We start from the raw sequence: 22254 nt of genomic DNA on the forward strand, positions 1-22254 counted from the left end.
AGGTCTAAACAGCTATTTGGTGGAGCCGGGGGGATTTGAACCCCCGTCCGCCAGTGCTCCGCTGTCGGTACTACATGCGTAGCCGTGTCTATTAAGTTAACCCTCAGCGACCCGACGGGCAGGGTGCTTTGGGCGAGTTGTGTAAGTTTTAGCCGCTTCGTCCACAACGTACTGCACGGCGATTCTGTTCTATATGACAATCATTTCGGGTTTACAGACATCCCCTGATGATTGCTGGGCCCGAAGGCACCAGGAGTGCATGTCAGCTGCAATTAAGCAGCGAGAGCAGCACCGTATTGGTCGTCATTGGCAACTATAAGAAGTTGCAACAGTGGATTTACGACTTCTGTTACCAAGTCGGCATGCACCTAAAGTTTCGTCACCGGCGTCGAATCCTAATCGGCCCCGAACTCATTGCCTCGTACATCAGGTGAGGCAACAAGCCTGCGCAGTGTACGCCAAACGGCCGGCGAGGCCAACCCGAAGGTTGGCCTCGTGGCATATCAATTGCGCGTTGGATTGCGGATTTGCATTTTGGTTATCAAGGAAGAGGTGACCTCAACGCAATCCTTGTCATTGCCGGCCGCCTGCGCGTCTTCAGCTTTTTTCTGCGCTTCCTTGACGTTGTTCATGGACGTCTCGGGAATTGACGGCTGACTGGTAACGAAGTCTTTGATGGTTTGAAGATTCCCGGCACAAAGGTCTTTGTCTGCCGCAAACACCGGCGACGTCAGCAGGGCACCAGCGATGAACAATCCAGCAATTGCAGAATGCTTCATGGGTATCTCCTTGAACGGTTGGTCTCGGTGCTGCCGGACGGTCTGGCGGCGATGCCGAGGTCGTAACAGGCCGTGTTTGGTAGTGGGCCTGTTCAATCGACCGCGGCCGCACGCAGGAATTCGGTTTTTTTTACATCGTGACCCTTCAACCCTAACCGCGCTGCATCACGCCACCTGAAGACTGGTCGTCCCGAGGTTTATTTCTTGGTATCCCCCGTCGAGTTCTGGATTACCAGAAGGGTTTGCTGGGTTTCCGCCAGGCAGTCGTCGATCCTGCCCTGAGCCTTGAGGGCCTGGGCTTTGCTGACGCTTGCCGAGACGCGCGAATTCAGATCCGGCGACGTCTGATATTGCGTCTTGGCGCTTTCGATCTTTTGCAGATTCGCCTCGCACAAGTCGGCAGGTTTGCCATCGGCGAACGAAGTAGAAGCCATCATCGAGGCAGTAACGAACAGACCAAACAGTACAGAATGCTTCATGAGTATCTCCTTGCACTGAGGAATCCAGACTCTCGCTGACCGTCAGAGCAGGCCAGCGAAAGGAGGTAAAGCCCCGCGTGTTCGGGGCTTGTTCTGTGGACTACCGCCTCGCTCAAGGGTTCTAACTTTCTTTTAGCAGGCCTTCGCTCGAGTGACCCGATCCACCAAATAGACCAGTCCGTGATAGTCGATGCCGCCGTGCTGCGTCAGGCCGATCTCACAGGTGCGGCTGGTGGAAATCCCCTCGTTGCAATGTTGCACCGCGCCCTTGAGTGTGCGCAGCGAGTGGCTGTTCAGCTCCGGCGTGGTGAAACCCTTGTCACCGGCAAACCCGCAACAATGGATGCCTTCCGGGATCACCACGGTTTTGCTGCATTTGCGTGCCAGTTCGATCAGCGCCTGGCTTTCGCCCAGATGCTGGGTGCTGCAGGTCACATGAACTGCAATCGGTGCTTCTTGCGGGGTGAACTCCAGTCGATCGAGAAGATGCGTACGGATGAAGCGCACCGGGTCATACAGATCCAGGCGAACATTTCCCACGTCCTGCACTAGGCGCAAGGTGCACGGGCTGGTGTCGCAATAGATCGGATCGAGTCCACCGCGACTGGCGTGCAGCAGCGCGCTGATCAACTCCTGACGCTTGTGCTCGGCCTGTTCGGCATAGCCTTTGGAAGCGAAAGGCTGACCGCAGCAGAGGTTGTCCTGATTGTCCGGGAACACCACTTGGTAACCGGCCTTTTCCAGCAAACCACGGGTCTTGTCGTACAGCGACATTTGCTCTTTGTCGCCGGCTGCCGGGCCCATCACCCGTGAAACGCAGGCCGCCAGATACACCACGCGTGGACGTTGATCCGACACGCTCGGGCTGAAGCGAATGGCTTTTTCCGGTTGCGGCATCGCGCTGGTCCACAGCGGCACCTGGCCTTTGGACAAACGTGTCAGGGTTGCCGACAGCTTCGCCAGGCGCGGTGCGCCAAGCAACATCCGTGCGCCGTTGGCCAGGTGCAGGGTGAAGCGTGCGCCTTGCAGGGTCTTGGCGAAATTTCCTTCGATCCAGTCAGCGGTTTTCTGATGCGTGGCGTTACGGGCGTGGAGCTTTTTCACCAGTTCGCCGGTATTGATGCCTACGGGGCAACGCTGCGCGCACAAGCCTGTCGCGGCACAGGTTTCAATGCCTTGGTACTCGTAGGCTTGTTCCAGCTCGGTGGTGTCAACGCCGGCGCGTTTCTTCGCTTGAATGTCACGCCAGATCACGATGCGCTGGCGCGGGCTGAGGGTCAGACCTTTCGACGGGCAGACCGGTTCGCAGAAGCCGCACTCGATGCATTTATCGACAATCTCGTCAGCCGCCGGCAGCGGCTTCAGGTGTTTGAGGTGGATCTGCGGATCTTCGCTGAGCACCACGTCGGGGTTGAGGATGCCGTTGGGGTCGAGCAGACGTTTGAGCTGCCACATCAACTGATAGGCATCCCTGCCCCATTCCAGCTCAACGAACGGTGCCATGTTGCGCCCGGTGCCGTGTTCGGCCTTGAGCGAACCGCCGAACTCCACCGCCACCAGTTGCGCCACGTCGTCCATAAACGCTTGGTAGCGTGCGACTTCTTCCGGACTGTTGAAGCCTTGGGTGAAGACGAAGTGCAGATTGCCTTCCAGTGCGTGTCCGAAAAGGATCGCTTCGTCGTAGGCGTGTTTGTCGAACAGCGCGATCAGGCGATTGACGCCGATGGCCAGTTGCTCGACCGGGAAGGTCACGTCTTCGATGATCACCGTGGTGCCGGTTTTGCGCACGGCGCCGACGGCGGGGAAGGTGTCCTTGCGGATGGCCCAAAGCTTGGCGTTCTCGGCCGGATCTTCGGTGAAATCGACCTGTTTCTCCACCGGGAAACGGGTCAGCGAAGCCATGATCTGCGCCAGTTGTTCTTGCAGCAAAGTGGAAGAGGCGGCGCGGGATTCGATCAGCAGCGCGCAGGCATTGTTCGACAGGTGCTGTACGAAATCCGGCATGCCCGGTTTGTCCTGCACCGAACGCAGACTACGCCGATCGAGCAATTCCACCGCCGACACCGGTTGGCTTTTCAGCACGGTAACCGCGTTGCAGCAGGTTTCCACATCCGGGAACACGATCAGCGCCGACGCCTTGTTCGGATGGTCGATCACCGTGTCATAGGTCACCGCGCTGATGAAGCCAAGGGTGCCTTCGGAACCGACCAGCAAGTGGCTCAAGATATCCACAGGCTCGTCGAAATCCACCAGGGCGTTGAGTGACAGGCCGGTGGTATTTTTCAGACGATATTTGTGGCGGATTCGCGCGGCCAGTTCGGCATTGGCGCGGGTCTCGCGGCCCAATGTTGCCAGGCGCTCCAGCAGATCGCTGTGGCTGACGCGGAAAGCGGCGACGCTGGCGGCGTCTTCGGTGTCGAGACGGGTGCCGTCGGCGAGTACCAAGCGAATTCCGGCCAGGGTGTGGTAGGTATTTTGCGCGGTGCCGCAGCACATGCCGCTGGCGTTGTTGGCGACGATGCCGCCGATCTTGCAAGCGTTGATCGACGCCGGGTCCGGGCCGATCTTGCGCCCGAATGGTGCCAGCCACGCGTTGGCCTGTGCGCCAATCACGCCCGGTTGCAGGCGAATCTGCATGCCTTGGCCGCGAATCTCGCGAGCGTTCCAGTTATCCCCCAGCACAATCAGCACCGAATCGCTGATCGCCTGCCCGGACAAACTGGTGCCAGCGGCGCGGAAGGTCACCGGGACTTGATCGCGCTGGGCCAGTTTCAGTAGCGCCACCACTTCGTCCTCGGACTCGACGCGGATCACCAGTTTGGGAATCAGCCGATAAAAACTGGCGTCGGTGCCGAAGGCCAAGGTCGACAGTGGATCGTCGAAACGGCGATCTGCTGGAATCAGTTGCTGCGCATCGCGCAGGAAATTCACCGGAAGCGTCATTGGTCCTCCAGGATCAGTACCACCAGATCTTTCGGGCCGTGGGCGCCGTAGGCCAGCACTTGTTCGATGTCGGCGGTTTTCGACGGGCCGGACACCAGCAGTGCGTTGGTCGGCATGCCTTGGGCCCACTCGAACTCCTGTTGCACCTGATAGAAGTTGTCGCGGATTTCGCTGGCCTTAAGCAGGGCGAAATGCACCGGCGGCACCAGGCTCATCAACCGCGGTTCTTCACGGGTTGGCCAGAGGATCAGGCTGCCAGTGGCGGCGATGGCACCGAGAGTGCCGGTTAGGCTGGCCGGGGTGTCGTTGAACAGCTCGGCTTTCCACTCCTCCATCGGCCGGTCGTAGGACTTCAGTGCCGGCAGATCAGGATTGTTCGCCCAGTGTTGTGAGATGCGCTGCCCGTGAGGCGTAGTCGGTGCGATCAGCAGGCTTGGCAGTTGACGGTCACGCAGTAATTGCGCGAGCAGCGTCGGCCAGTCTGCGCCGGTAGTCAGATGGATTTCGGTGTGCACCGCTTCCATCAGTTTGCGCAGTTGCGGGATACGTTGCTCGGCGCTGTAGGTGTAAGGCTGGGTCACCAGATCGACGTCGAAGTCGTCGGCAATCGGTGTGGTGCCGGTCAGACTTTTCCGTAGCTTGGCGAGGATATTTTGCTTGGCGCTCATCAGCGATCTCCCTGTTTGCCCAGATGCTCGCGGGCCATGTCGTGCAGTGAGCGGGCGGCGGGTTTTGGTGCGCTGTGGTTTTGCGTCCACGGGCCGACATTGCTCGGGGTCAGGGCACGCAGGCGTGTGGCGAAGAAACCGAACAACCGATACAACGTCGGCGAGCTGTTGAGTTTCGCCCAGGCGTTCCAGATGAAACGTTCCTTGCGCGAATACTTGCTGCCCTGACCGCGCATCACTTGATGCGGACTGTCCGGGGCTTTGACGTTTTCTTCGCGCAATCGCCGCAGCAGGGCAGGGATCGGAATTTTCACCGGGCACACTTCACCGCAGGCACCGCACAGCGACGAAGCGCTCGGGTGATCCGGGACTTTCGCCAGACCGACCATGTGCGGGGTGATGATTTTGCCGATCGGTCCCGGGTACACCTCGCCGTAGGTGTGACCACCGACGCGGGTGTAAACCGGGCAATGGTTCATGCAGGCACCGCAGCGGATGCAGTTGAGGGTCTGGCGTAGTTCGCTGTCGGCGAAGGCCTGGCTGCGACCGTTATCGAGCAGCACCAGATGCACTTCTTGCGGGCCGTCGAGTTCATGTTCCTTGCGCGGGCCGGAGATCATGTTGACGTAGGTGGTGATCGGAATGCCCAGCGCCGAGCGGGTCAGCAGCGACAACAGCGGCACCACGTCGCGCAGGTTTTCCACGACCTTTTCGATGCCGGTGACGGCGATGTGCACCGGCGGCACGGTGGTGGTCATGCGTCCGTTGCCTTCGTTTTCCACCAGCAGCAGGGTGCCGGTTTCGGCGACGGCGAAGTTGACGCCGGAAACGCCGATGTCCGCTTCGAAGAATTTCTGCCGCAGGACTCTGCGACCGATCTGAATGAGTTGGTCAACGTCCTTGGTGTACTCCACGCCAAGTTTGTCGTGGAACAAGGACGCGACCTGACCGGCATTCTTGTGGATCGCCGGCATAATGATGTGTGAAGGCTTCTCGTGGTCGAGCTGGACGATGTATTCCCCCATGTCGGACTCCAGGCATTCAACACCTTGAGCCTCGAGGAAATGGTTCATCTCCATCTCTTCGCTGACCATCGATTTGCCCTTGATCACTTGCCGCGCCTCGTGAGCGCGGATGATCGAAAGGACGATGCCATTGGCCTCGTCCACCGTTTCCGCCCAGTGCACTGTCACACCGTTGCGGGTCAGGTTCTGTTCCAGTTGCTCGAGCAGGTCGGGCAACTTGGAGAGCGCACGCGCCCTGATCGAGTTGCCCAGGGCGCGCAAGTGTTCTCTTTCGTGGGCATCGCTGAAAGCCGCTGCCCGCTTGGTCATCAATGAATCCATCGCAGTACGGAAGTTGTTCCGTAACTGCTGATCACCCAAGGCGTTGTGCGCCCGCGTGCGGAAATCTTCTTCTATGGCAACCGTAGGAATAATCGTCGAGGTGCTCATTGCGCACCTCCGGTTCGTTGCCAGAGGAAGCTGGCGAGATGTTGCCCGCGCAGCGCTTCTTTTTGTTTCTCCAATGCGCCGTTGATGTTCATCAAACAGCCACAGTCGGCGCTCAACACTTTGTGCGCGCCGGAATCCTTCAACGCCCGGGTCTTGTCCGCCACCATCGCGCCGGAAATGTCTGGCATACGGACGCTGAATGTCCCACCGAAGCCACAGCATTCGCTTTCGTGGTCGTGGTTGACCCGTTCCACGTTGCTCAACTGCGCCAACAACTCGCGGCCGTGCAGGTGGGTGTTCATTTCGCGCCGTGCCGAACACGAGGTGTGCAGCGCGACTTTGACCGGCTCGCCGCTGTCCTTGAGCTGCACCTTACAGACGAACAGCAGGAACTCGGCCAGCTCATAGGTGCGGGCCGCGAGGGCCTGCACCTGTTTCAACGTTTGCGGCTCGTCCTTGAACAAGTCGGCGTAATGCTCGCGCAACATGCCCGCGCAGGAACCCGACGGCACCACCACCGGATAATCCCCGGCAAACAGCGCCAGTTGCGCGCGCGCCACCGTCCGCGCCTGCTCGGTGTAACCCGAGGTGTAGGCCGGTTGCCCGCAGCAGCTCTGCCCTTGCGGGTACTCGACCTTGATCCCTTCACGCTCGAGCAAGTGGATCGCGTCCATCCCGGCTTCGGGGTAGAACAGGTCGACCACGCAGGTGCCGAACAGATAGACCCGCGACGGTTTCTCGCTGGGGTACTGCCGAGGTTCGGGCAGTGGCGGTGCGACGCGGGTGGCGTTGGGCACAGCGTTGTAAAAAAGCTCGCTCATCAGGCGTGTCTCCGGGTGGGCCCGGTTATCCGTCTGTTGAGACTGCTGAATATAAAGAGCCTTGCTTTCAGCAGCCTTACAGACCGGGGTGTGAATTGCTGACGCCGGAATCACCAGCCGGCGTCGGTTATTTCCGTTTTGTTTATAGGTTTAGTGCACCAGCATGCCGGTGAACCAGTAGGCCTGGGCCAGAGTGATCAGGCCGACAATCGTGGCAAAGAATAGGCTGTGCTTGAGAGTGAAGCGGAACAGATCCGATTCCTTACCCACCAGCCCGGTCGCGGCGCAGGCCACGGCGATCGATTGTGGCGAGATCATCTTGCCGGTCACACCGCCGCTGGTATTGGCGGCTACCAGCAGGGTGTCATTGACGCCGATCTGGTGCGCGGTGGTCGCCTGCAGCGAACTGAACAGCGCGTTGGACGAGGTATCCGAGCCGGTGAGGAACACGCCCAGCCAGCCGAGGAACGGAGAGAAGAACGGGAAGGCTGCGCCGGTCGCGGCCAAGACCAGCGCCATGGTCGAAGACATCCCTGAGTAGTTGGTGACGAAGGCAAACGCCAACACCATGCCGATCGACAGAATAGGCCAGCGCAGTTCGTAAAAGGTTTCTTTCAAAGTGGTCAGACCAGTTTTGAAATTGATCTTCAGTACCAGCATCGAGATCAGCGCCGAGAAGAAAATCGCGGTACCGGTCGCGGAAATCGGGTCGAGTTTGAACACGGCCGGGATGGCGGTCGGGGTGGCGACGATCGGAGCAGTCTTGATCACCAGTTGGTCAAGGTGCGGGATGGCAAAGTTGAACACCCAGGCGTACATCGAACCGCCGGCGGCAAACATGGCCTTGAACGGCTTGAGGGTCCAGATGGTTACCAGCACGGTGAGGATCAGGAATGGCGACCAGGCGATGAAAATTTCCCAGAGGCTGTAAGGCGACGCCACGGTGCTGCGCTTCTGGCCGAAACCTCCTGCGCTGGCGGTCACCACCGAGGCCGAAACGGCGCCGGCGATGTGTTGGCCGGCGGCGCGTTTTGGCTGCCAGACTTTGAGGAACAGGGTAAGGGAAATCAGGCTGGCCAGAGCCGAGGTGATATCCGGCAACTCCGGGCCGATGAAGTTCGAAGTGAAGTACTGGGTCACGGCGAAGCTCAGGCCTGCAACCAGCGCTGCCGGCCAGGTTTCACGCACGCCACGCAGGCCGTCCATCATGAACACCAGCCAGAACGGCACGAACAGCGACAGCAGCGGCAGTTGGCGGCCGGTCATGGCGCCGATCTTGAACGCGTCGATGCCGGTCACTTGCCCGGCAACAATGATTGGAATGCCCAGTGCGCCAAACGCTACTGGCGCGGTGTTGGCAATCAGGCACAGGCCAGCGGCGTACAGCGGGTTGAAGCCGAGGCCGACCAGCAGCGCGGCGGTAATCGCTACCGGCGCGCCGAAGCCGGCGGCACCTTCCAGAAACGCACCGAAACAGAAACCGATCAGCAACACCTGCAGACGCTGGTCGTCGGTAATCGACAGCACCGAACTGCGAATGACCTCGAACTGACCACTCTTGACCGTCAGTTTGTAGAGGAACACCGCCGCGACAATGATCCAGGCAATCGGCCACAGACCGTAGGCAAAGCCGTATCCGGCCGCGGCGAAGGCCATGTCGACCGGCATGTGGAAGGCGAAAATCGCCACGGCAATCGACAGGGCCAGCGTGATGCTGCCGGCCACGTGACCCTTGAGGCGGAACACCGCCAGCGCGAGAAAGAAGAAAACGATGGGGATGACGGCCGCAAGAGCGGAGACGCCGAGACTGCCGAGCGGGGTATAGAGCTGTTGCCAGGTTTGCATATGGGGTGGCCCCTAATTGTTGTTGGTCAGGCACTGTCAGCGTTCTTGGTTAATTGGTAATACCAATTTACAATCGCTGTTGGCTAGGGTAAAAGCCTTGATGTCGGTGTGTCAATTTGTCGCCCTGAAACTTTTGTCGAACAGGCGGTGCAGAGGGCATCTAATCCGGTCGGGCGAATGTGCGCTGACAGGTGTCGGCGGGGCGCCGATAGGCCAGAATAGAGAGCCCGGCGAGCGGTCGGGATCGTGGAGAATTGAGTTATGGGGTTTGATCAGATTCGTCAGCGCCGTTTGTCTGACGATATTGTCGAGCGCCTCGAGGGGATGATCCTCGAGGGCACGCTGAAGTCCGGTGAGCGGCTTCCGGCCGAGCGCGCTTTGGCCGAGCAGTTCGGCGTATCGCGTCCGTCGTTGCGCGAAGCGATTCAGAAACTGGCGGCCAAAGGTTTGCTGGTCAGTCGCCAGGGCGGCGGTAACTATGTGGTGGAAACGCTCGGCTCGACCTTCAGCGATCCTCTGCTATTGCTGCTGGAGAGCAATCCCGAGGCGCAGCGCGACTTGCTGGAGTTTCGGCACACTCTGGAGGCATCGTGTGCCTATTACGCAGCATTGCGCGCTACGGACGTGGATCGTGAGCGTCTGACTGCTGCGTTCAATGAGTTGCAGGATTGCTATACGCGGCATGACGAAGTGAGTCGGGCGGAAGAGGGCGCGGCGGATGCGAAGTTTCATCTGGCGATCGCCGAAGCCAGCCATAACGCGGTGCTGCTGCACACCATTCGCGGTCTGTTCGATCTGCTCAAGCGCAACGTGGTGACCAACATTGGCGGCATGTACAAGCAGCGCACGGAAACCCGCGACATGCTGATCTCTCAGCACCGGGAGCTGTATCTGGCGATTATCGAGGGGCGTGCGGAGCAGGCGCGCGAGGTTTCCAGTCGGCACATTCTGTATGTGCAGGAAGTGCTGGAAGAGGTGCGGCAGGAAGTTCAGCGCATGGCTCGGGCGGAGCGGCGCAAGGGGATGTAGCTTTTAGAAGCAAAAAGATCGCAGCCTTCGGCAGCTCTTACAGGGAAATTCTCATTCCTGTGTAGGAGCTGCCGCAGGCTGCGATCTTTTAAAGCAGGAAAATTATTCTTCCTTGCCCTTGTTGCGCACGGCGCGCTGCAATTCACGACCGGCGTCGCGTTCGCGCTCGGTGTCACGCTTGTCGTATTCCTTCTTGCCCTTGCCCAGAGCGATCTCGCACTTGACCATGTGCTTGCTCCAGTAGAAGGACAGGCACACGCAGGCGTAGCCTTTCTGTTGCACGGCAGCGGCGAGTTTTTCCAGCTCGCGCTTGTTCAGCAGCAGTTTGCGGGTGCGGGTCGGATCGGCGATGACGTGGGTGCTGGCGGTCATCAACGGCGTGATGTGACTGCCGAGGAGCCAGGCTTCGCCATCCTTGAGCAGCACGTAACTGTCGACCAGTTGCAGCTTGCTTGCCCGCAGACTTTTTACTTCCCAGCCGGCCAGGACCAGACCAGCCTCGAAACGATGTTCGATGAAGTAATCGTGTCGCGCCTTTTTGTTCTGCGCGATGGTCCCTGTTGGGTGTTTCTTCTGTTTAGCCATAGGGGCGGCATTATATGGAGATAAACGGTCCTCGGCTACGGTGATGCTGCGTGCTTGAGCACGTTGAGTGAATCCCGGACAATGCGGCCTCTTTTTCTAACGCTTGGGCGTGATATTCAATGTCGACAGACAAGGTTTCTGTCCACGGCAGTTGGGCTAGCCGCTGGGTTTTCATATTCGCCGCGACCGGTTCGGCCGTGGGACTGGGCAGCATCTGGAAATTCCCCTACATGGTCGGGGTCTACGGTGGCGGCGCCTTCGTGCTGATGTTTCTGGCCTGCATCGCCCTGATCGGGATCCCGGTCATGCTGGCTGAAACCCTGATCGGCCGCCGCGCGCGGCAGAGTCCGGCGAATGCCTTGAAGGTGCTGGCGCTGGAAGCCGGGCATTCGGGCAAGTGGTCGTGGGGCGCATTTGCCGGGATGATCACGGCGCTGCTGATCCTGTCTTTCTATAGTGTGGTTGGCGGCTGGTCGCTGGATTACATCATCGACATGGGGCGCGGCGACTTCCAGGGCGCCACGGCGGAGCAGGTCGGCGCTTATTTCGGCAATGTCATCTCCGATCCCTGGCGCCTGACACTTTGGCACACAGTTTTCATGCTGTTGTCGGCCGTGGTGATCGCCAAAGGCGTGGTTGCCGGGCTTGAGCGCAGTCTGCGGATCATGATGCCGCTGCTGTTCGTGATGGTGCTGGTGTTGCTGGGTTACAGCATGACCACCGGGCATTTCATGGAGGGCGTGCATTTCATGTTCGATTTCCACCCGGAAAAAGTCCTCGACGGCTTGCTGCCCGCCATGGGCCATGCGTTCTTTTCCCTGAGCGTGGGCGTCGGCTCGATCATGATCTACGGCGCTTACATGACCAAGGAAGCCTCGTTGTCCGGCACGGTGGTCGGTGTGGCACTGCTCGACACCTTCGTGTCGCTGGTGGCCGGTCTGGCATTGTTTCCGATTGTGTTTGCTGGCGGTTTGAACCCTAGCGAAGGTCCGGGCCTGATGTTCGTCAGTCTGCCATTTGCCTTCGGTAACGTGGTTTTCGGCCAATTGATGGGCGTGGTGTTCTTTGTCCTGGTGGCAATTGCCGCCTGGAGCTCGGCGATTTCCCTGCTCGAGCCGATGGTTGCCTATCTGGTTGAACGCACGAAAATCAGCCGTGGCTGGGTGACTTTCTGGCTGGCATTCATTTGCTGGTTCGTCGGTCTCGGTACGGTTTTCTCTTTCAATATCTGGAAGGAAGCCAAATTTTTCGTGAACGATGGCGGGCTGTTCCATCTCTATCAATGGGGTGCGGCAGGTGGTCTGGACTTCTTCGGCGTGATCGATTTCTTCACCTCGCGGATCATGTTGCCGCTCGGTGGCCTGTGCTTCGTGCTGTTTGCCGGTTGGGTGATGGGGCGTGAGGCGGTGCGTGACGAGTTGTCGATTCGTAACCCGGCGCTGTTTGCCCTGTCCCTGTTCTTGATGCGCTACGTGGCGCCCATCGGCATTCTGGTAGTGTTTGCCGCTCAGCTCTGGAAGTAACGCTTACATGACGACACATATTCAACGTTCGGCGTTGCTGCCATACCCGGCGCAATTCCTCTACGACCTGGTCAACGACGTCGCGCGTTACCCGGAATTCTTGCCATGGTGCTCGTCCGCCGAGGTGCTGGAGAGTTCGCCCGAGCACATGCGTGCCAGCGTTGGCGTGGCCAAGGGCGGTCTGAGTCAGCACTTCGTCACGCGCAATACGCTGGTGCCGGGGCAATCGATCGAAATGAACCTGGAAGAAGGCCCGTTCAACCAACTGCATGGCGTCTGGGTCTTCAAGGCGTTGAACGAGAAGGCCTGCAAGATCAGTCTTGACCTGTCTTTCGACTACGCCGGCCCGCTGGTGCGCGCGACACTCGGCCCGCTGTTCAATCAGGCGGCGAATACGTTGGTGGATGCGTTCTGCCAGCGCGCCAAACAGATGCATGGTTGAGCCGGTGATCGAGATTGAGGTGGTGTATGCCGCCGTGGATCGTCAGATCTTGCGCACTTTGAGCGTTCCTGAAGGGACGACAGTGCGTGAGACGGTGCTCAAGTCAGGTATTGGCGATGAATTTCCGGAGCTGGACTTGAGCGAGTGCCCGTTGGGTATCTTCGGCAAAGTGATCGCGGATCCGCAGGTTCGCCTGATTCAGGCGGGGGATCGCATCGAGATCTACCGACCATTGCTGGCTGACCCGAAAGAGGTGCGGCGTCTGCGCGCGGCCAAGGCTGCCGAGGCGAAAGCGCGAAATCAGTAGATAGGCCAAATCGCAGGCAATAAAAAACCCGGAAATTCCGGGTTTTTTATTGCCTCGCACATTACTGCGGCGAGGTGTCCAGCGGTTCAGGCGTCGGAACCGGAACGGTTTCAACACCGTCCACGTCCTTCTGGATCGAATCCAGCAAGGAACCTGGTTTGGCTGGTTGTTCCGGCTTCGGCTTCTCGGCGTTTTCAGCAGGGGCGGTCACGCTGGTGCCACTGTCCTTGCCGAGAATGGCTTCGTCACGGCTCACGCCCGGCATGAAGTCACCGGACAGGCTGACAAGCTGGTCGTTGGAGTTGAAGTTAACACTCACGCGTTCCTGTTGGCGTTCACCGCCACCAGGTTGCAGGCTGTACAGATAATCCCAGCGATCGGCATGGAACGTGTCGGTCAGCAGAGGGTTACCCATGATAAACCGTACTTGCCGACGGGTCATTCCCGGGCGTAACTGGTCTATCATGTCCTGCGTGACGACATTGCCCTGCTGGATGTCGATTTTGTAAACCCCGGGGAATGAACAACCGGCGAGTGCGAGCAGTCCCACAAAGGTGAAACTGGTTAGCAAGAGCTTGGTGTTTTGCATCGGTGGGCGACTTCCACTATCTTGGCTGGGACAACGTAAACGCCGATCATACCCGCATTAAGAGAAGCTGCGAAGCAGCATCGCGAGAAAGCTGACCATGGTTGAAAATAGCGAACTACGCAAAGCCGGCCTCAAAGTGACCCTGCCACGGGTCAAGATCCTGCAAATGCTCGATTCTACCGAGCAGCGTCACATGAGTGCCGAAGACGTCTACAAGGCGTTGATGGAAGCGGGCGAGGACGTTGGTCTGGCCACGGTTTACCGTGTTCTGACCCAGTTCGAAGCCGCTGGCCTCGTGGTCCGTCACAACTTCGACGGTGGCCACGCGGTATTCGAGCTGGCCGACGGTGGCCACCACGACCACATGGTCAACGTGGAAACCGGTGAAGTCGTCGAATTCGTCAGTCCGGAAATCGAAAAGCTCCAGAAGGCAATTGCCGAGGAGCACGGTGTTGATCTGGTAGATCACAATCTGGTGCTGTACGTACGCAAGAAAAAGTAAGCATGTCGCGCGAATTTCAGGTTCGCGAAACGAACGAAGGCGACCCAAGGGTCGCCTTCGTGCTTTCTGCTGTGCTTAAACTTTTGCGGTAACCACCATTTTTTTTGCGTGAGCCAAAGACTCTTTGGTCAGGTCGATGCCGCCCAGCATCCGCGCCACTTCTTCTATACGGTCGTTCTTGCTCAGCTTGGACACGGCGGTGTGAGTCGCTTGTTCGCCCCGTACCTTGTGCACGAATAAATGCTGATGACCCTGCGCTGCCACTTGCGGCAAGTGCGTCACGGTCAGCACCTGACCGCGATCGCCAAGCCGCCGCAGCAACTGGCCGACGATTTCGGCGGTCGGCCCGCCGATGCCCACGTCCACTTCGTCGAATACCAGGGTTGGTACCCGTGAGGTCTGCGCGGTGATCACCTGAATCGCCAGACTGATCCGCGACAGCTCGCCGCCGGAGGCCACTTTGGCCAGCGCCTTCAGTGGCTGGCCGGGGTTGGCGCTGACCAGCAGCTCGACTTGCTCCAGGCCGTTGGGTAGCAATTCGTCGCTGCTGTTGGCGCGCAATTCGATGGTGAAACGACCACCGGGCATGCCCAGGCGCTGGATTTCCTGTTCCACGGCGCTGGCAAGGCTGCTGGCGCCCTGATGACGCAAGTTGCTCAGCTCGCGGGCCTTCTCTTGATAATGGCGTGCGTAGGACGCCAGTTCTTCACCCAGGCGCTCGATGGATTCGTCGTTGGCGTTAAGGGTTTCGATCTCATCCAGCAACTTCTGCTGCATCTCGGCGACTTCGGTTGGCTGGATCCGGTGCTTGCGGGCCAGGGTGTAAATTGCGTCGAGGCGTTCTTCCAGATACTGCAGGCGCGCCGGATCGGCATCGAAGTTGTCGAGGAAGCGATTGAGTTCGCCCACGGCTTCTTCGACCTGGATCTGCGCGCTGGTCAGCAGGCTGCTGGCTTCGCCCAGTGCGCCAACCGAGTTGTTCACGCTCGACAGGCGATTGAGGCTGGCGGTCAGTGCATTCAGCACATTGCCGGAATCGCTTTCGCTGCACTGCTCGACCACCTGTCGGCAGATGCCGAGCAGGGTTTCGGCATTGGTCAGATTCTTGTGTTCCTGCTCCAGCTGTTCCAGCTCGTTGTCGCCGAGGCCGAGGTTTTCCAGTTCTTCAAGCTGGTAGCTGAGCAGTTGGTGGCGCGCGCGTTGTTCGTCACCGGAATTGGAGAGGCGCTCCAGCTCCTGGCGGGTTTGACGCCAGCGCTGCGCGGCGAGTTGAACCTGGCGGGCCAGATCGGTAGCGCCGGCGTATTCGTCGAGCAGGCGCCGGTGAGTGTCGGTCTTCAGCAGGGACTGGTGTTCGTGCTGGCTGTGGATATCGATCAGCAGTTCGCCGAGGGCCTTGAGATCGCCGAGCGGGCAGGGCGTGCCATTGATATAGCCGCGTGAACGGCCTTCAGCGGTGATCACCCGACGCAGGATGCACGGACCATCGCTTTCAAGATCGCGCTCGGCCAACCAGGCATGGGCTTCAGGGATGTCGACCAGATCGAAGGTGGCCAGTATGTCGGCCTTGTCGGCGCCCGGGCGAACCACGCCGCTGTCGGCGCGATCGCCCAGGGTCAGGCCCAGGGCGTCGAGCATGATCGACTTGCCGGCGCCGGTTTCCCCTGTGATCACGCTCATCCCGCGATCGAGTTCGAGATCGAGATGTTCAACGATGGCGTAGTTATGTACGGACAGGTGCACCAGCATAAAGGCCGCTCCCAGGCTTTAGGTCTGGTTATTTATACAGTGTTTTGTTTCAGGCTGACAATGCCCTCGCTTAGCTCGATTTGCTTGATCCGATCAAATGCTTAGTCCGAGCGGGAATGACAATGCAGCACTTTTTTGTAGGGTTAATCATTGCAGGCCCTTGAAGCCTGATTTTGCGGCCCCATATATCGGGGCAGAAGCGCGAGTACAGCTCGCGGACGTAATTGAAAGGAGAATTCTATGGCTGACGAACAGACAGTAGATACGCAAAATCCAGAAGCCAATCAGGCGCCCGAAACTTCGGGTGACGACCTGGCGACCCGTGTACAAGTGCTCGAAGAGCAGTTGGCCGCCGCGCAGGATCAGTCGCTGCGCGTAGCTGCCGATCTGCAGAACGTCCGCCGTCGTGCCGAGCAGGATGTCGAGAAGGCGCACAAGTTTGCGCTGGAAAAGTTCGCCGGTGACTTGCTGCCGATCGTTGACAGCCTGGAGCGCGGCCTCGAACTGTCGAGCCCGGACGACGAAAGCATCCGTCCGATGCGCGAAGGCATCGAGCTGACCCTGAAAATGTTCCACGACACCCTCAAGCGTTACCAGCTTGAAGCGATCGATCCGCATGGCGAACCGTTCAATGCCGTTCACCATCAGGCGATGGCCATGCAGGAAAGCGCCGACGTCGAACCGAACAGCGTTCTGAAGGTGTTCCAGAAGGGCTACCAGCTCAATGGCCGCCTGTTGCGTCCGGCCATGGTTGTGGTCAGCAAGGCGCCGGCGCCAATTTCGCCTTCGATTGACGAGAAGGCTTGAAATTAGCCGCAAGGCCCCCATTTAGAAGTCAAGCGTTTAAGTATTACCGCAGTTAGCCACCACTGCTGCGGCAACAAAATCCAAAGTTTCGGGAGAGTGAACATGGGCAAAATTATCGGTATCGACCTGGGGACTACCAACTCCTGCGTCTCCGTGCTGGAAAACGGCGTAGCCAAAGTTATCGAAAACGCCGAAGGCGCGCGTACCACGCCGTCGATCATCGCTTACGCCAACGATGGTGAAATCCTCGTTGGTCAGTCGGCCAAGCGTCAGGCAGTGACCAACCCGCACAACACCCTGTACGCGGTGAAGCGTCTGATCGGTCGCAAGTTCGACGAAGAAGTCGTACAGAAAGACATCAAGATGGTCCCGTACAAAATCGCCAAGGCTGACAACGGCGACGCCTGGGTTGAAGTGAACGGCCAGAAAATGGCGCCGCCACAAATCTCGGCTGAAATTCTGAAGAAGATGAAGAAGACCGCCGAAGACTACCTCGGCGAGCCTGTGACCGAAGCGGTGATCACCGTTCCGGCCTACTTCAACGACAGCCAGCGTCAGGCGACCAAAGACGCCGGCCGCATCGCCGGTCTGGACGTTAAACGTATCATCAACGAACCAACCGCAGCTGCTCTGGCTTACGGTATGGACAAGGCCAAGGGCGATCACACCGTGATCGTTTATGACCTGGGTGGCGGTACTTTCGACGTTTCCGTGATCGAGATCGCTGAAGTTGACGGCGAGCACCAGTTCGAAGTGTTGGCCACCAACGGTGACACTTTCCTCGGCGGTGAAGACTTCGACATTCGTCTGATCGACTACCTCGTTGACGAATTCAAGAAAGAAAGCGGTATGAACCTCAAAGGTGACCCGCTGGCCATGCAGCGCCTGAAAGAAGCCGCTGAGAAAGCCAAGATCGAGCTGTCGTCCGCTCAGTCGACCGACGTCAACCTGCCGTACATCACTGCAGACGCTACCGGTCCTAAGCACCTGAACGTGAAGATCTCGCGTGCCAAGCTCGAAGCGCTGGTTGAAGACCTGGTTCAGCGCACCATCGAACCTTGCCGTATCGCCATGAAAGACGCCGGTATCGACGTTGGCGCGATCAACGACGTGATTCTGGTCGGCGGTCAGACCCGTATGCCGCTGGTACAGAAGCTGGTGACCGATTTCTTCGGTAAAGAAGCACGTAAAGACGTGAACCCGGACGAAGCGGTTGCCATGGGTGCTGCGATCCAGGGCGCCGTTCTGGCCGGTGACGTGAAAGACGTTCTGCTGCTCGACGTCAGCCCGCTGACCCTGGGTATCGAAACCATGGGTGGCGTGATGACCGCGCTGATCGAGAAAAACACCACGATTCCTACCAAGAAATCGCAAGTGTTCTCGACTGCCGACGACAACCAGGGCGCTGTGACCATTCACGTTCTACAAGGTGAGCGTAAGCAGGCCGCACAGAACAAGTCCCTGGGCAAGTTCGACCTGGCCGACATTCCACCAGCTCCACGTGGCGTGCCACAGATCGAAGTGACCTTCGACATCGACGCTAACGGCATCCTGCACGTTGGTGCGAAAGACAAGGCGACCGGTAAAGAGCAGAAGATCACCATCAAGGCCAACTCCGGTCTGTCGGATGAAGAAATTCAGAAGATGGTTCGCGATGCCGAGCTGAACGCCGAGGAAGACCGCAAGTTCGCTGAACTGGCTGAATCCCGTAACAAGGGTGATGCACTGGTTCACTCGACTCGCAAAATGGTTACCGAAGCGGGCGACAAGGTCAGCGCTGAAGAGAAGACCGCGATCGAAGCCGCTGTGGTTGCACTGGAAGCCGCTGTGAAAGGCGACGACAAGGCTGCCATCGAAGCGAAGATCGAAGAGCTGTCGAAAGTCTCGGCTCCGGTTGCTCAGAAGATGTACGCCGAACAGGCTCAGCCTGCTGAAGGCGCGGCACCGCACGACGAGAAAGCTGAAAAGGCTGACGATGTTGTCGATGCCGAGTTCGAAGAAGTCAAAGACCACAAGTAAGTTGTTGGTCGGCCGGTTGACTGCCTTGCGGCGGTGACTGGTAGGATGTCGCCGCGCGGGAGCTTGCTCCCGCGTTGGCGTATCTGGAATACACGAATTTTTACAGCATGCGACAAGGTTCGCCTGCTGCTGGTATGGCCGGGAATGCTCCTGCTTTTCGTGCCGCAAGTACCAAAAGAAACAAAGACCAGGATCGTTGAATTGACGTGAGTTGGGTCCGGGCCTGTATTGGGGCTCAACGAGTTTGGCCATCCTCAGGAGGGGTTTGCCGAACGTCCTCAAGAGTGCAAAAGACTTATGGCAAAGCGTGACTATTACGAAGTATTGGGTGTAGAGCGTGGTTCAAGCGATGCAGACCTGAAGAAGGCCTATCGTCGTCTGGCGATGAAGCATCACCCGGACCGTAATCCCGATGACAAAGCGTCGGAAGAACTGTTCAAAGAGGCCAACGAGGCCTACGAAGTATTGTCCGATTCGAGCAAGCGCGCGGCGTACGACCAGTACGGTCATGCTGGCGTCGACCCAAGCATGGGTGGCGGTGGCGCCGGTTTCGGCGGGCAGAACTTCTCCGACATCTTTGGCGATGTCTTCAGTGACTTCTTCGGTGGCGGTCGTGGCGGTTCCCGTGGCGGCGCCCAGCGTGGCAGCGATCTGCGCTACACCCTGGAGCTGAATCTGGAAGAAGCGGTACGCGGTACCACCGTGAATATTCGCGTTCCGACACTGGTCAATTGCAAGCCATGCGATGGTTCCGGCGCGAAGAAAGGCTCGTCGCCATCAACCTGCCCGACCTGCGGCGGCATCGGTCAGGTGCGCATGCAGCAGGGCTTCTTCTCGGTGCAGCAGACCTGCCCGCGTTGCCATGGCCAGGGCAAGATCATTTCCGATCCGTGCGATTCCTGCCACGGCGACGGTCGCGTCGAAGAGTACAAAACACTGTCGGTCAAAGTGCCGGCTGGCGTTGATACCGGCGACCGCATCCGTCTGTCCGGCGAAGGCGAGGCGGGCACCCAGGGCGGCCCGACTGGCGACCTGTACGTGGTGATCAATGTGCGCGAGCACGACATCTTCCAGCGCGACGGCAAACATCTGTTCTGCGAAGTGCCGATCAGCTTTGTTGATGCGGCGCTCGGCGGCGAGCTGGAAATCCCGACCCTCGACGGTCGCGTCAAACTGAAAATCCCTGAAGGCACCCAGACCGGCAAGCAGTTCCGCGTGCGTGGCAAAGGCGTGGCGCCGGTGCGGGGCGGTGGTGCGGGCGACTTGATGTGCCGTGTAGCGGTCGAGACCCCGGTCAATCTGAATCGTCGTCAGCGCGAATTGCTCGAAGAATTCCGCAGCTCGCTGGCGGATGACAACAGCCACTCGCCAAAAACCACCGGTTGGTTCGATGGTGTGAAGCGCTTCTTCGGCGATCTGTAAGGAGTCGGCATGCGACGTATAGCTGTGATGGGCGCCGCCGGGCGCATGGGCAAGATTCTGGTCGAGGCCGTGCAGCAGCGCGCGCCGCTGACCGGCCTGACCGCGGCGATCGTTCGTCCCGGCAGTACGCTGATCGGGGTGGATGCCGGTGAGCTGGCTTCGCTGGGTCGCATCGGTGTGCCGTTGTCCGGCAATCTCGAATCGGTGGCTGAAGAGTTCGATGTACTGATCGATTTCACCCTGCCGGAAGTCATGCTGAAAAACCTCGCGTTCTGCCGCAAGGCCGGCAAGGCCATGGTCATCGGCACCACCGGGCTCGACGCTGCGCAAAAGCAGCTACTGGCCGAGGCGGGCAAGGATATTCCGATCGTGTTCGCGGCCAACTTCAGCGTCGGGGTCAACCTGTCGTTGAAGCTGCTCGAGATGACCGCCCGGGTGCTGGGCGATGATGCGGACATCGAGATCATCGAGGCGCATCACCGGCACAAGATTGACGCGCCTTCGGGTACTGCCCTGCGCATGGGTGAGGTGATTGCCGATGCGCTGGATCGCGATCTGCAGAAGGTTGCGGTCTATGGCCGTGAAGGCCACACGGGTGCGCGCGAGCGGGAAACCATCGGTTTCGCCACCGTGCGTGGTGGTGATGTGGTCGGCGATCACACCGTGCTGTTCGCCTGTGAGGGCGAGCGCCTGGAGATCACGCACAAGGCTTCCAGTCGCATGACATTCGCCAAGGGTGCTGTGCGTGCGGCGTTGTGGCTGGATGGTCGCGAGCCGGGTCTGTATGACATGCAGGACGTGCTCGACCTGCATTGATTGACTGTTTTACCCAGCGTAAACGCCCGGTTTGCGCTGGTTTTTCTATACCGCGCGACGGCCTGTCGCATTCTCCGGCCTTTTAGGCTCTTTAGCGGTGGACCAAAAAAGCCTTTTTCTGTAAGCTACAGCTTTAGTGTGTCCACTAAAAGCGCGCAGAATAATTCAGTGAAGAAGCGGGGTGACGTGTCCATACGTCACTCCGCTTTTTTACAACCTGCGATTGCCCTTTCATGCGTTATTTACGGGAGGTCTTCTTGACTAAGCCAGCCATACTCGCCCTTGCTGATGGCAGCATTTTTCGCGGCGAAGCCATTGGAGCCGACGGTCAAACCGTTGGTGAGGTGGTGTTCAACACCGCAATGACCGGCTATCAGGAAATCCTTACCGATCCTTCCTACGCCCAGCAGATCGTTACCCTGACTTACCCGCACATCGGCAACACCGGCACCACGCCGGAAGACGCCGAGTCTGACCGCGTATGGTCCGCAGGCCTGGTGATTCGTGACCTGCCGCTGGTAGCGAGCAACTGGCGTAACACGATGTCCCTGTCCGACTACCTGAAAGCCAACAACGTTGTGGCAATCGCTGGTATCGATACTCGTCGCCTGACCCGCATCCTGCGTGAAAAAGGCGCACAGAACGGCTGCATCATGGCCGGCGACAACATCTCCGAAGAAGCTGCAATTGCCGCCGCGCAAGGCTTCCCGGGCCTGAAGGGCATGGATCTGGCGAAAGTCGTCAGCACCAAGGAAAAGTACGAATGGCGCTCGACTGTCTGGGACTTGAAGACCGACAGCCACGCGACCATCGAAGCGTCCGAGTTGCCGTACCACGTGGTTGCCTACGACTACGGCGTCAAACTGAACATCCTGCGCATGCTGGTCGAGCGCGGCTGCCGCGTGACCGTGGTGCCGGCGCAAACCCCGGCTGCCGATGTGCTGGCACTCAAGCCGGACGGCGTGTTCCTGTCCAACGGCCCTGGTGACCCGGAGCCTTGCGACTACGCGATCAAGGCGATCAAGGAGGTGCTGGAAACCGAGATTCCGGTATTCGGTATCTGCCTCGGTCACCAACTGCTGGCTCTGGCCTCCGGCGCCAAGACCCTGAAAATGGGTCACGGCCACCACGGTGCCAACCACCCGGTACAGGATCTGGACACTGGCGTCGTGATGATCACCAGCCAGAACCACGGTTTCGCGGTTGACGAAGCGACCCTGCCAGCCAACGTACGTGCGATCCATAAATCGTTGTTCGACGGCACCCTGCAAGGTATCGAACGCACCGACAAGAGCGCGTTCAGCTTCCAGGGCCACCCTGAAGCGAGCCCGGGCCCGAACGATGTGGCACCCCTGTTCGACCGCTTCATCAACGAGATGGCCAAGCGACGCTAAGCGTTCGCCTTGAGACTGTAGCGAGAAGCCCTTGAGGGCGGCCCCGATACCGGTGGCGCCCCTCAGGGCTTCAGAAATCGA

At 59.1% G+C, this 22254-nt stretch carries 20 protein-coding genes and 1 other RNA gene; 10 read left to right on the plus strand and 11 right to left on the minus strand.

What is annotated here, in order from left to right; genetic code table 11:
- Positions 1-17: 17 nt before the first annotated feature.
- The 8 genes from ssrA to H043_RS0103755 all read right to left on the minus strand — a co-directional run bounded on the left by ssrA (position 18) and on the right by H043_RS0103755 (position 8989).
- Positions 18-407, minus strand: a transfer-messenger RNA (tmRNA) gene (gene ssrA, locus H043_RS29585).
- Positions 408-503: 96 nt separating this feature from the next.
- Entirely contained in the window at positions 504-779 is a 276-nt protein-coding gene (locus H043_RS0103725; RefSeq protein ID WP_027610765.1) for a hypothetical protein, read from the minus strand.
- Between the two features lie 197 nt (positions 780-976).
- Entirely contained in the window at positions 977-1258 is a 282-nt protein-coding gene (locus H043_RS0103730) for a hypothetical protein (protein WP_027610766.1), read from the minus strand.
- A 132-nt stretch (positions 1259-1390) separates the two neighbouring features.
- On the minus strand, positions 1391-4201 hold the full coding sequence (locus tag H043_RS0103735; protein WP_027610767.1) for an FAD-binding and (Fe-S)-binding domain-containing protein: 2811 nt from the start codon (positions 4199-4201) through the stop codon (positions 1391-1393).
- A complete protein-coding gene (locus H043_RS0103740) occupies positions 4198-4869 on the minus strand; it encodes a lactate utilization protein C (RefSeq protein WP_027610768.1) in 672 nt (223 codons plus the stop codon). Before H043_RS0103740 ends, H043_RS0103735 begins: the two co-directional genes overlap by 4 nt.
- Positions 4869-6323, minus strand: a complete 1455-nt coding sequence (locus H043_RS0103745) for a LutB/LldF family L-lactate oxidation iron-sulfur protein (protein WP_027610769.1) — start codon at positions 6321-6323, stop codon at positions 4869-4871. Before H043_RS0103745 ends, H043_RS0103740 begins: the two co-directional genes overlap by 1 nt.
- A complete protein-coding gene (locus H043_RS0103750) occupies positions 6320-7144 on the minus strand; it encodes a (Fe-S)-binding protein (protein ID WP_027610770.1) in 825 nt (274 codons plus the stop codon). Before H043_RS0103750 ends, H043_RS0103745 begins: the two co-directional genes overlap by 4 nt.
- Before the next feature lie 150 nt (positions 7145-7294).
- Positions 7295-8989, minus strand: a complete 1695-nt coding sequence (locus H043_RS0103755; protein ID WP_027610771.1) for a lactate permease LctP family transporter — start codon at positions 8987-8989, stop codon at positions 7295-7297.
- Positions 8990-9250: 261 nt separating this feature from the next.
- Here H043_RS0103755 and H043_RS0103760 point away from each other — a divergent pair, with 261 nt between their 5' ends.
- Positions 9251-10018, plus strand: coding sequence for a GntR family transcriptional regulator (locus H043_RS0103760; RefSeq protein ID WP_027610772.1), 768 nt, complete (start codon positions 9251-9253; stop codon positions 10016-10018).
- Between the two features lie 102 nt (positions 10019-10120).
- Here H043_RS0103760 and smpB read toward each other — a convergent pair whose 3' ends face one another.
- Complete coding sequence (gene smpB / locus H043_RS0103765; protein ID WP_003221505.1) at positions 10121-10603, minus strand: SsrA-binding protein SmpB; 483 nt, start codon at positions 10601-10603, stop codon at positions 10121-10123.
- A 119-nt stretch (positions 10604-10722) separates the two neighbouring features.
- On the opposite strand from smpB, the gene H043_RS0103770 reads away from it, so the two are divergent.
- Genes H043_RS0103770 through H043_RS0103780 form a run of 3 tightly spaced genes read left to right on the plus strand, consistent with a single transcriptional unit; the run spans position 10723 to position 12875 of the window.
- Positions 10723-12126, plus strand: a complete 1404-nt coding sequence (locus H043_RS0103770) for a sodium-dependent transporter (protein ID WP_007961408.1) — start codon at positions 10723-10725, stop codon at positions 12124-12126.
- Positions 12127-12133: 7 nt separating this feature from the next.
- The gene (locus tag H043_RS0103775; RefSeq protein WP_003221509.1) at positions 12134-12568 is read left to right on the plus strand and encodes a type II toxin-antitoxin system RatA family toxin; all 435 of its coding nucleotides are present in this window, start codon (positions 12134-12136) and stop codon (positions 12566-12568) included.
- Positions 12561-12875 (plus strand): RnfH family protein, encoded by a 315-nt coding sequence (locus H043_RS0103780; protein WP_027610773.1) that lies wholly within the window; start codon positions 12561-12563, stop codon positions 12873-12875. Before H043_RS0103775 ends, H043_RS0103780 begins: the two co-directional genes overlap by 8 nt.
- A gap of 61 nt (positions 12876-12936) precedes the next feature.
- Here the strand turns inward: H043_RS0103780 and H043_RS0103785 are convergent, their stop codons facing one another.
- Positions 12937-13464, minus strand: coding sequence for an outer membrane protein assembly factor BamE (locus H043_RS0103785; RefSeq protein ID WP_027610774.1), 528 nt, complete (start codon positions 13462-13464; stop codon positions 12937-12939).
- Positions 13465-13561: 97 nt separating this feature from the next.
- Between H043_RS0103785 and fur the strand changes: the two genes are divergently transcribed.
- Complete coding sequence (gene fur / locus H043_RS0103790; RefSeq protein WP_003221515.1) at positions 13562-13966, plus strand: ferric iron uptake transcriptional regulator; 405 nt, start codon at positions 13562-13564, stop codon at positions 13964-13966.
- Positions 13967-14041: 75 nt separating this feature from the next.
- Here fur and recN read toward each other — a convergent pair whose 3' ends face one another.
- On the minus strand, positions 14042-15715 hold the full coding sequence (gene recN / locus H043_RS0103795; protein WP_027610775.1) for a DNA repair protein RecN: 1674 nt from the start codon (positions 15713-15715) through the stop codon (positions 14042-14044).
- Positions 15716-15955: 240 nt separating this feature from the next.
- Between recN and grpE the strand changes: the two genes are divergently transcribed.
- From grpE to carA, 5 genes are all read left to right on the plus strand, one after another.
- On the plus strand, positions 15956-16522 hold the full coding sequence (grpE, locus tag H043_RS0103800; protein ID WP_007961425.1) for a nucleotide exchange factor GrpE: 567 nt from the start codon (positions 15956-15958) through the stop codon (positions 16520-16522).
- 102 nt (positions 16523-16624) lie between these two features.
- Positions 16625-18541 (plus strand): molecular chaperone DnaK, encoded by a 1917-nt coding sequence (gene dnaK / locus H043_RS0103805; protein ID WP_003221521.1) that lies wholly within the window; start codon positions 16625-16627, stop codon positions 18539-18541.
- Positions 18542-18838: 297 nt separating this feature from the next.
- Positions 18839-19963, plus strand: coding sequence for a molecular chaperone DnaJ (gene dnaJ / locus H043_RS0103810; protein WP_003221522.1), 1125 nt, complete (start codon positions 18839-18841; stop codon positions 19961-19963).
- A gap of 9 nt (positions 19964-19972) precedes the next feature.
- Positions 19973-20779 (plus strand): 4-hydroxy-tetrahydrodipicolinate reductase, encoded by an 807-nt coding sequence (dapB, locus tag H043_RS0103815; protein WP_003221523.1) that lies wholly within the window; start codon positions 19973-19975, stop codon positions 20777-20779.
- A gap of 257 nt (positions 20780-21036) precedes the next feature.
- The gene (carA, locus tag H043_RS0103820; protein WP_027610776.1) at positions 21037-22173 is read left to right on the plus strand and encodes a glutamine-hydrolyzing carbamoyl-phosphate synthase small subunit; all 1137 of its coding nucleotides are present in this window, start codon (positions 21037-21039) and stop codon (positions 22171-22173) included.
- Positions 22174-22254: the final 81 nt, after the last annotated feature.

This window comes from Pseudomonas sp. URIL14HWK12:I6 (genome assembly GCF_000514195.1).
GTDB classification, from domain to species: Bacteria; Pseudomonadota; Gammaproteobacteria; order Pseudomonadales; family Pseudomonadaceae; genus Aquipseudomonas; species Aquipseudomonas putida_A.

Excerpts from the sequence above, each read along its gene's own strand:
- grpE (WP_007961425.1), top strand. The coding sequence starts at position 15,956 with ATGGCTGACGAACAGACAGTAGATACGCAAAATCCAGAAGCCAATCAG.
- dnaK (WP_003221521.1), top strand. The coding sequence starts at position 16,625 with ATGGGCAAAATTATCGGTATCGACCTGGGGACTACCAACTCCTGCGTC.
- dapB (WP_003221523.1), top strand. The coding sequence starts at position 19,973 with ATGCGACGTATAGCTGTGATGGGCGCCGCCGGGCGCATGGGCAAGATT.
- H043_RS0103770 (WP_007961408.1), top strand. The coding sequence starts at position 10,723 with ATGTCGACAGACAAGGTTTCTGTCCACGGCAGTTGGGCTAGCCGCTGG.
- H043_RS0103730 (WP_027610766.1), bottom strand. The coding sequence starts at position 1,258 with ATGAAGCATTCTGTACTGTTTGGTCTGTTCGTTACTGCCTCGATGATG.
- H043_RS0103780 (WP_027610773.1), top strand. The coding sequence starts at position 12,561 with ATGGTTGAGCCGGTGATCGAGATTGAGGTGGTGTATGCCGCCGTGGAT.
- smpB (WP_003221505.1), bottom strand. The coding sequence starts at position 10,603 with ATGGCTAAACAGAAGAAACACCCAACAGGGACCATCGCGCAGAACAAA.
- H043_RS0103740 (WP_027610768.1), bottom strand. The coding sequence starts at position 4,869 with ATGAGCGCCAAGCAAAATATCCTCGCCAAGCTACGGAAAAGTCTGACC.
- H043_RS0103760 (WP_027610772.1), top strand. The coding sequence starts at position 9,251 with ATGGGGTTTGATCAGATTCGTCAGCGCCGTTTGTCTGACGATATTGTC.
- fur (WP_003221515.1), top strand. The coding sequence starts at position 13,562 with ATGGTTGAAAATAGCGAACTACGCAAAGCCGGCCTCAAAGTGACCCTG.
- dnaJ (WP_003221522.1), top strand. The coding sequence starts at position 18,839 with ATGGCAAAGCGTGACTATTACGAAGTATTGGGTGTAGAGCGTGGTTCA.
- H043_RS0103785 (WP_027610774.1), bottom strand. The coding sequence starts at position 13,464 with ATGCAAAACACCAAGCTCTTGCTAACCAGTTTCACCTTTGTGGGACTG.
- recN (WP_027610775.1), bottom strand. The coding sequence starts at position 15,715 with ATGCTGGTGCACCTGTCCGTACATAACTACGCCATCGTTGAACATCTC.
- H043_RS0103755 (WP_027610771.1), bottom strand. The coding sequence starts at position 8,989 with ATGCAAACCTGGCAACAGCTCTATACCCCGCTCGGCAGTCTCGGCGTC.
- H043_RS0103725 (WP_027610765.1), bottom strand. The coding sequence starts at position 779 with ATGAAGCATTCTGCAATTGCTGGATTGTTCATCGCTGGTGCCCTGCTG.
- H043_RS0103775 (WP_003221509.1), top strand. The coding sequence starts at position 12,134 with ATGACGACACATATTCAACGTTCGGCGTTGCTGCCATACCCGGCGCAA.
- H043_RS0103745 (WP_027610769.1), bottom strand. The coding sequence starts at position 6,323 with ATGAGCACCTCGACGATTATTCCTACGGTTGCCATAGAAGAAGATTTC.
- H043_RS0103750 (WP_027610770.1), bottom strand. The coding sequence starts at position 7,144 with ATGAGCGAGCTTTTTTACAACGCTGTGCCCAACGCCACCCGCGTCGCA.
- H043_RS0103735 (WP_027610767.1), bottom strand. The coding sequence starts at position 4,201 with ATGACGCTTCCGGTGAATTTCCTGCGCGATGCGCAGCAACTGATTCCA.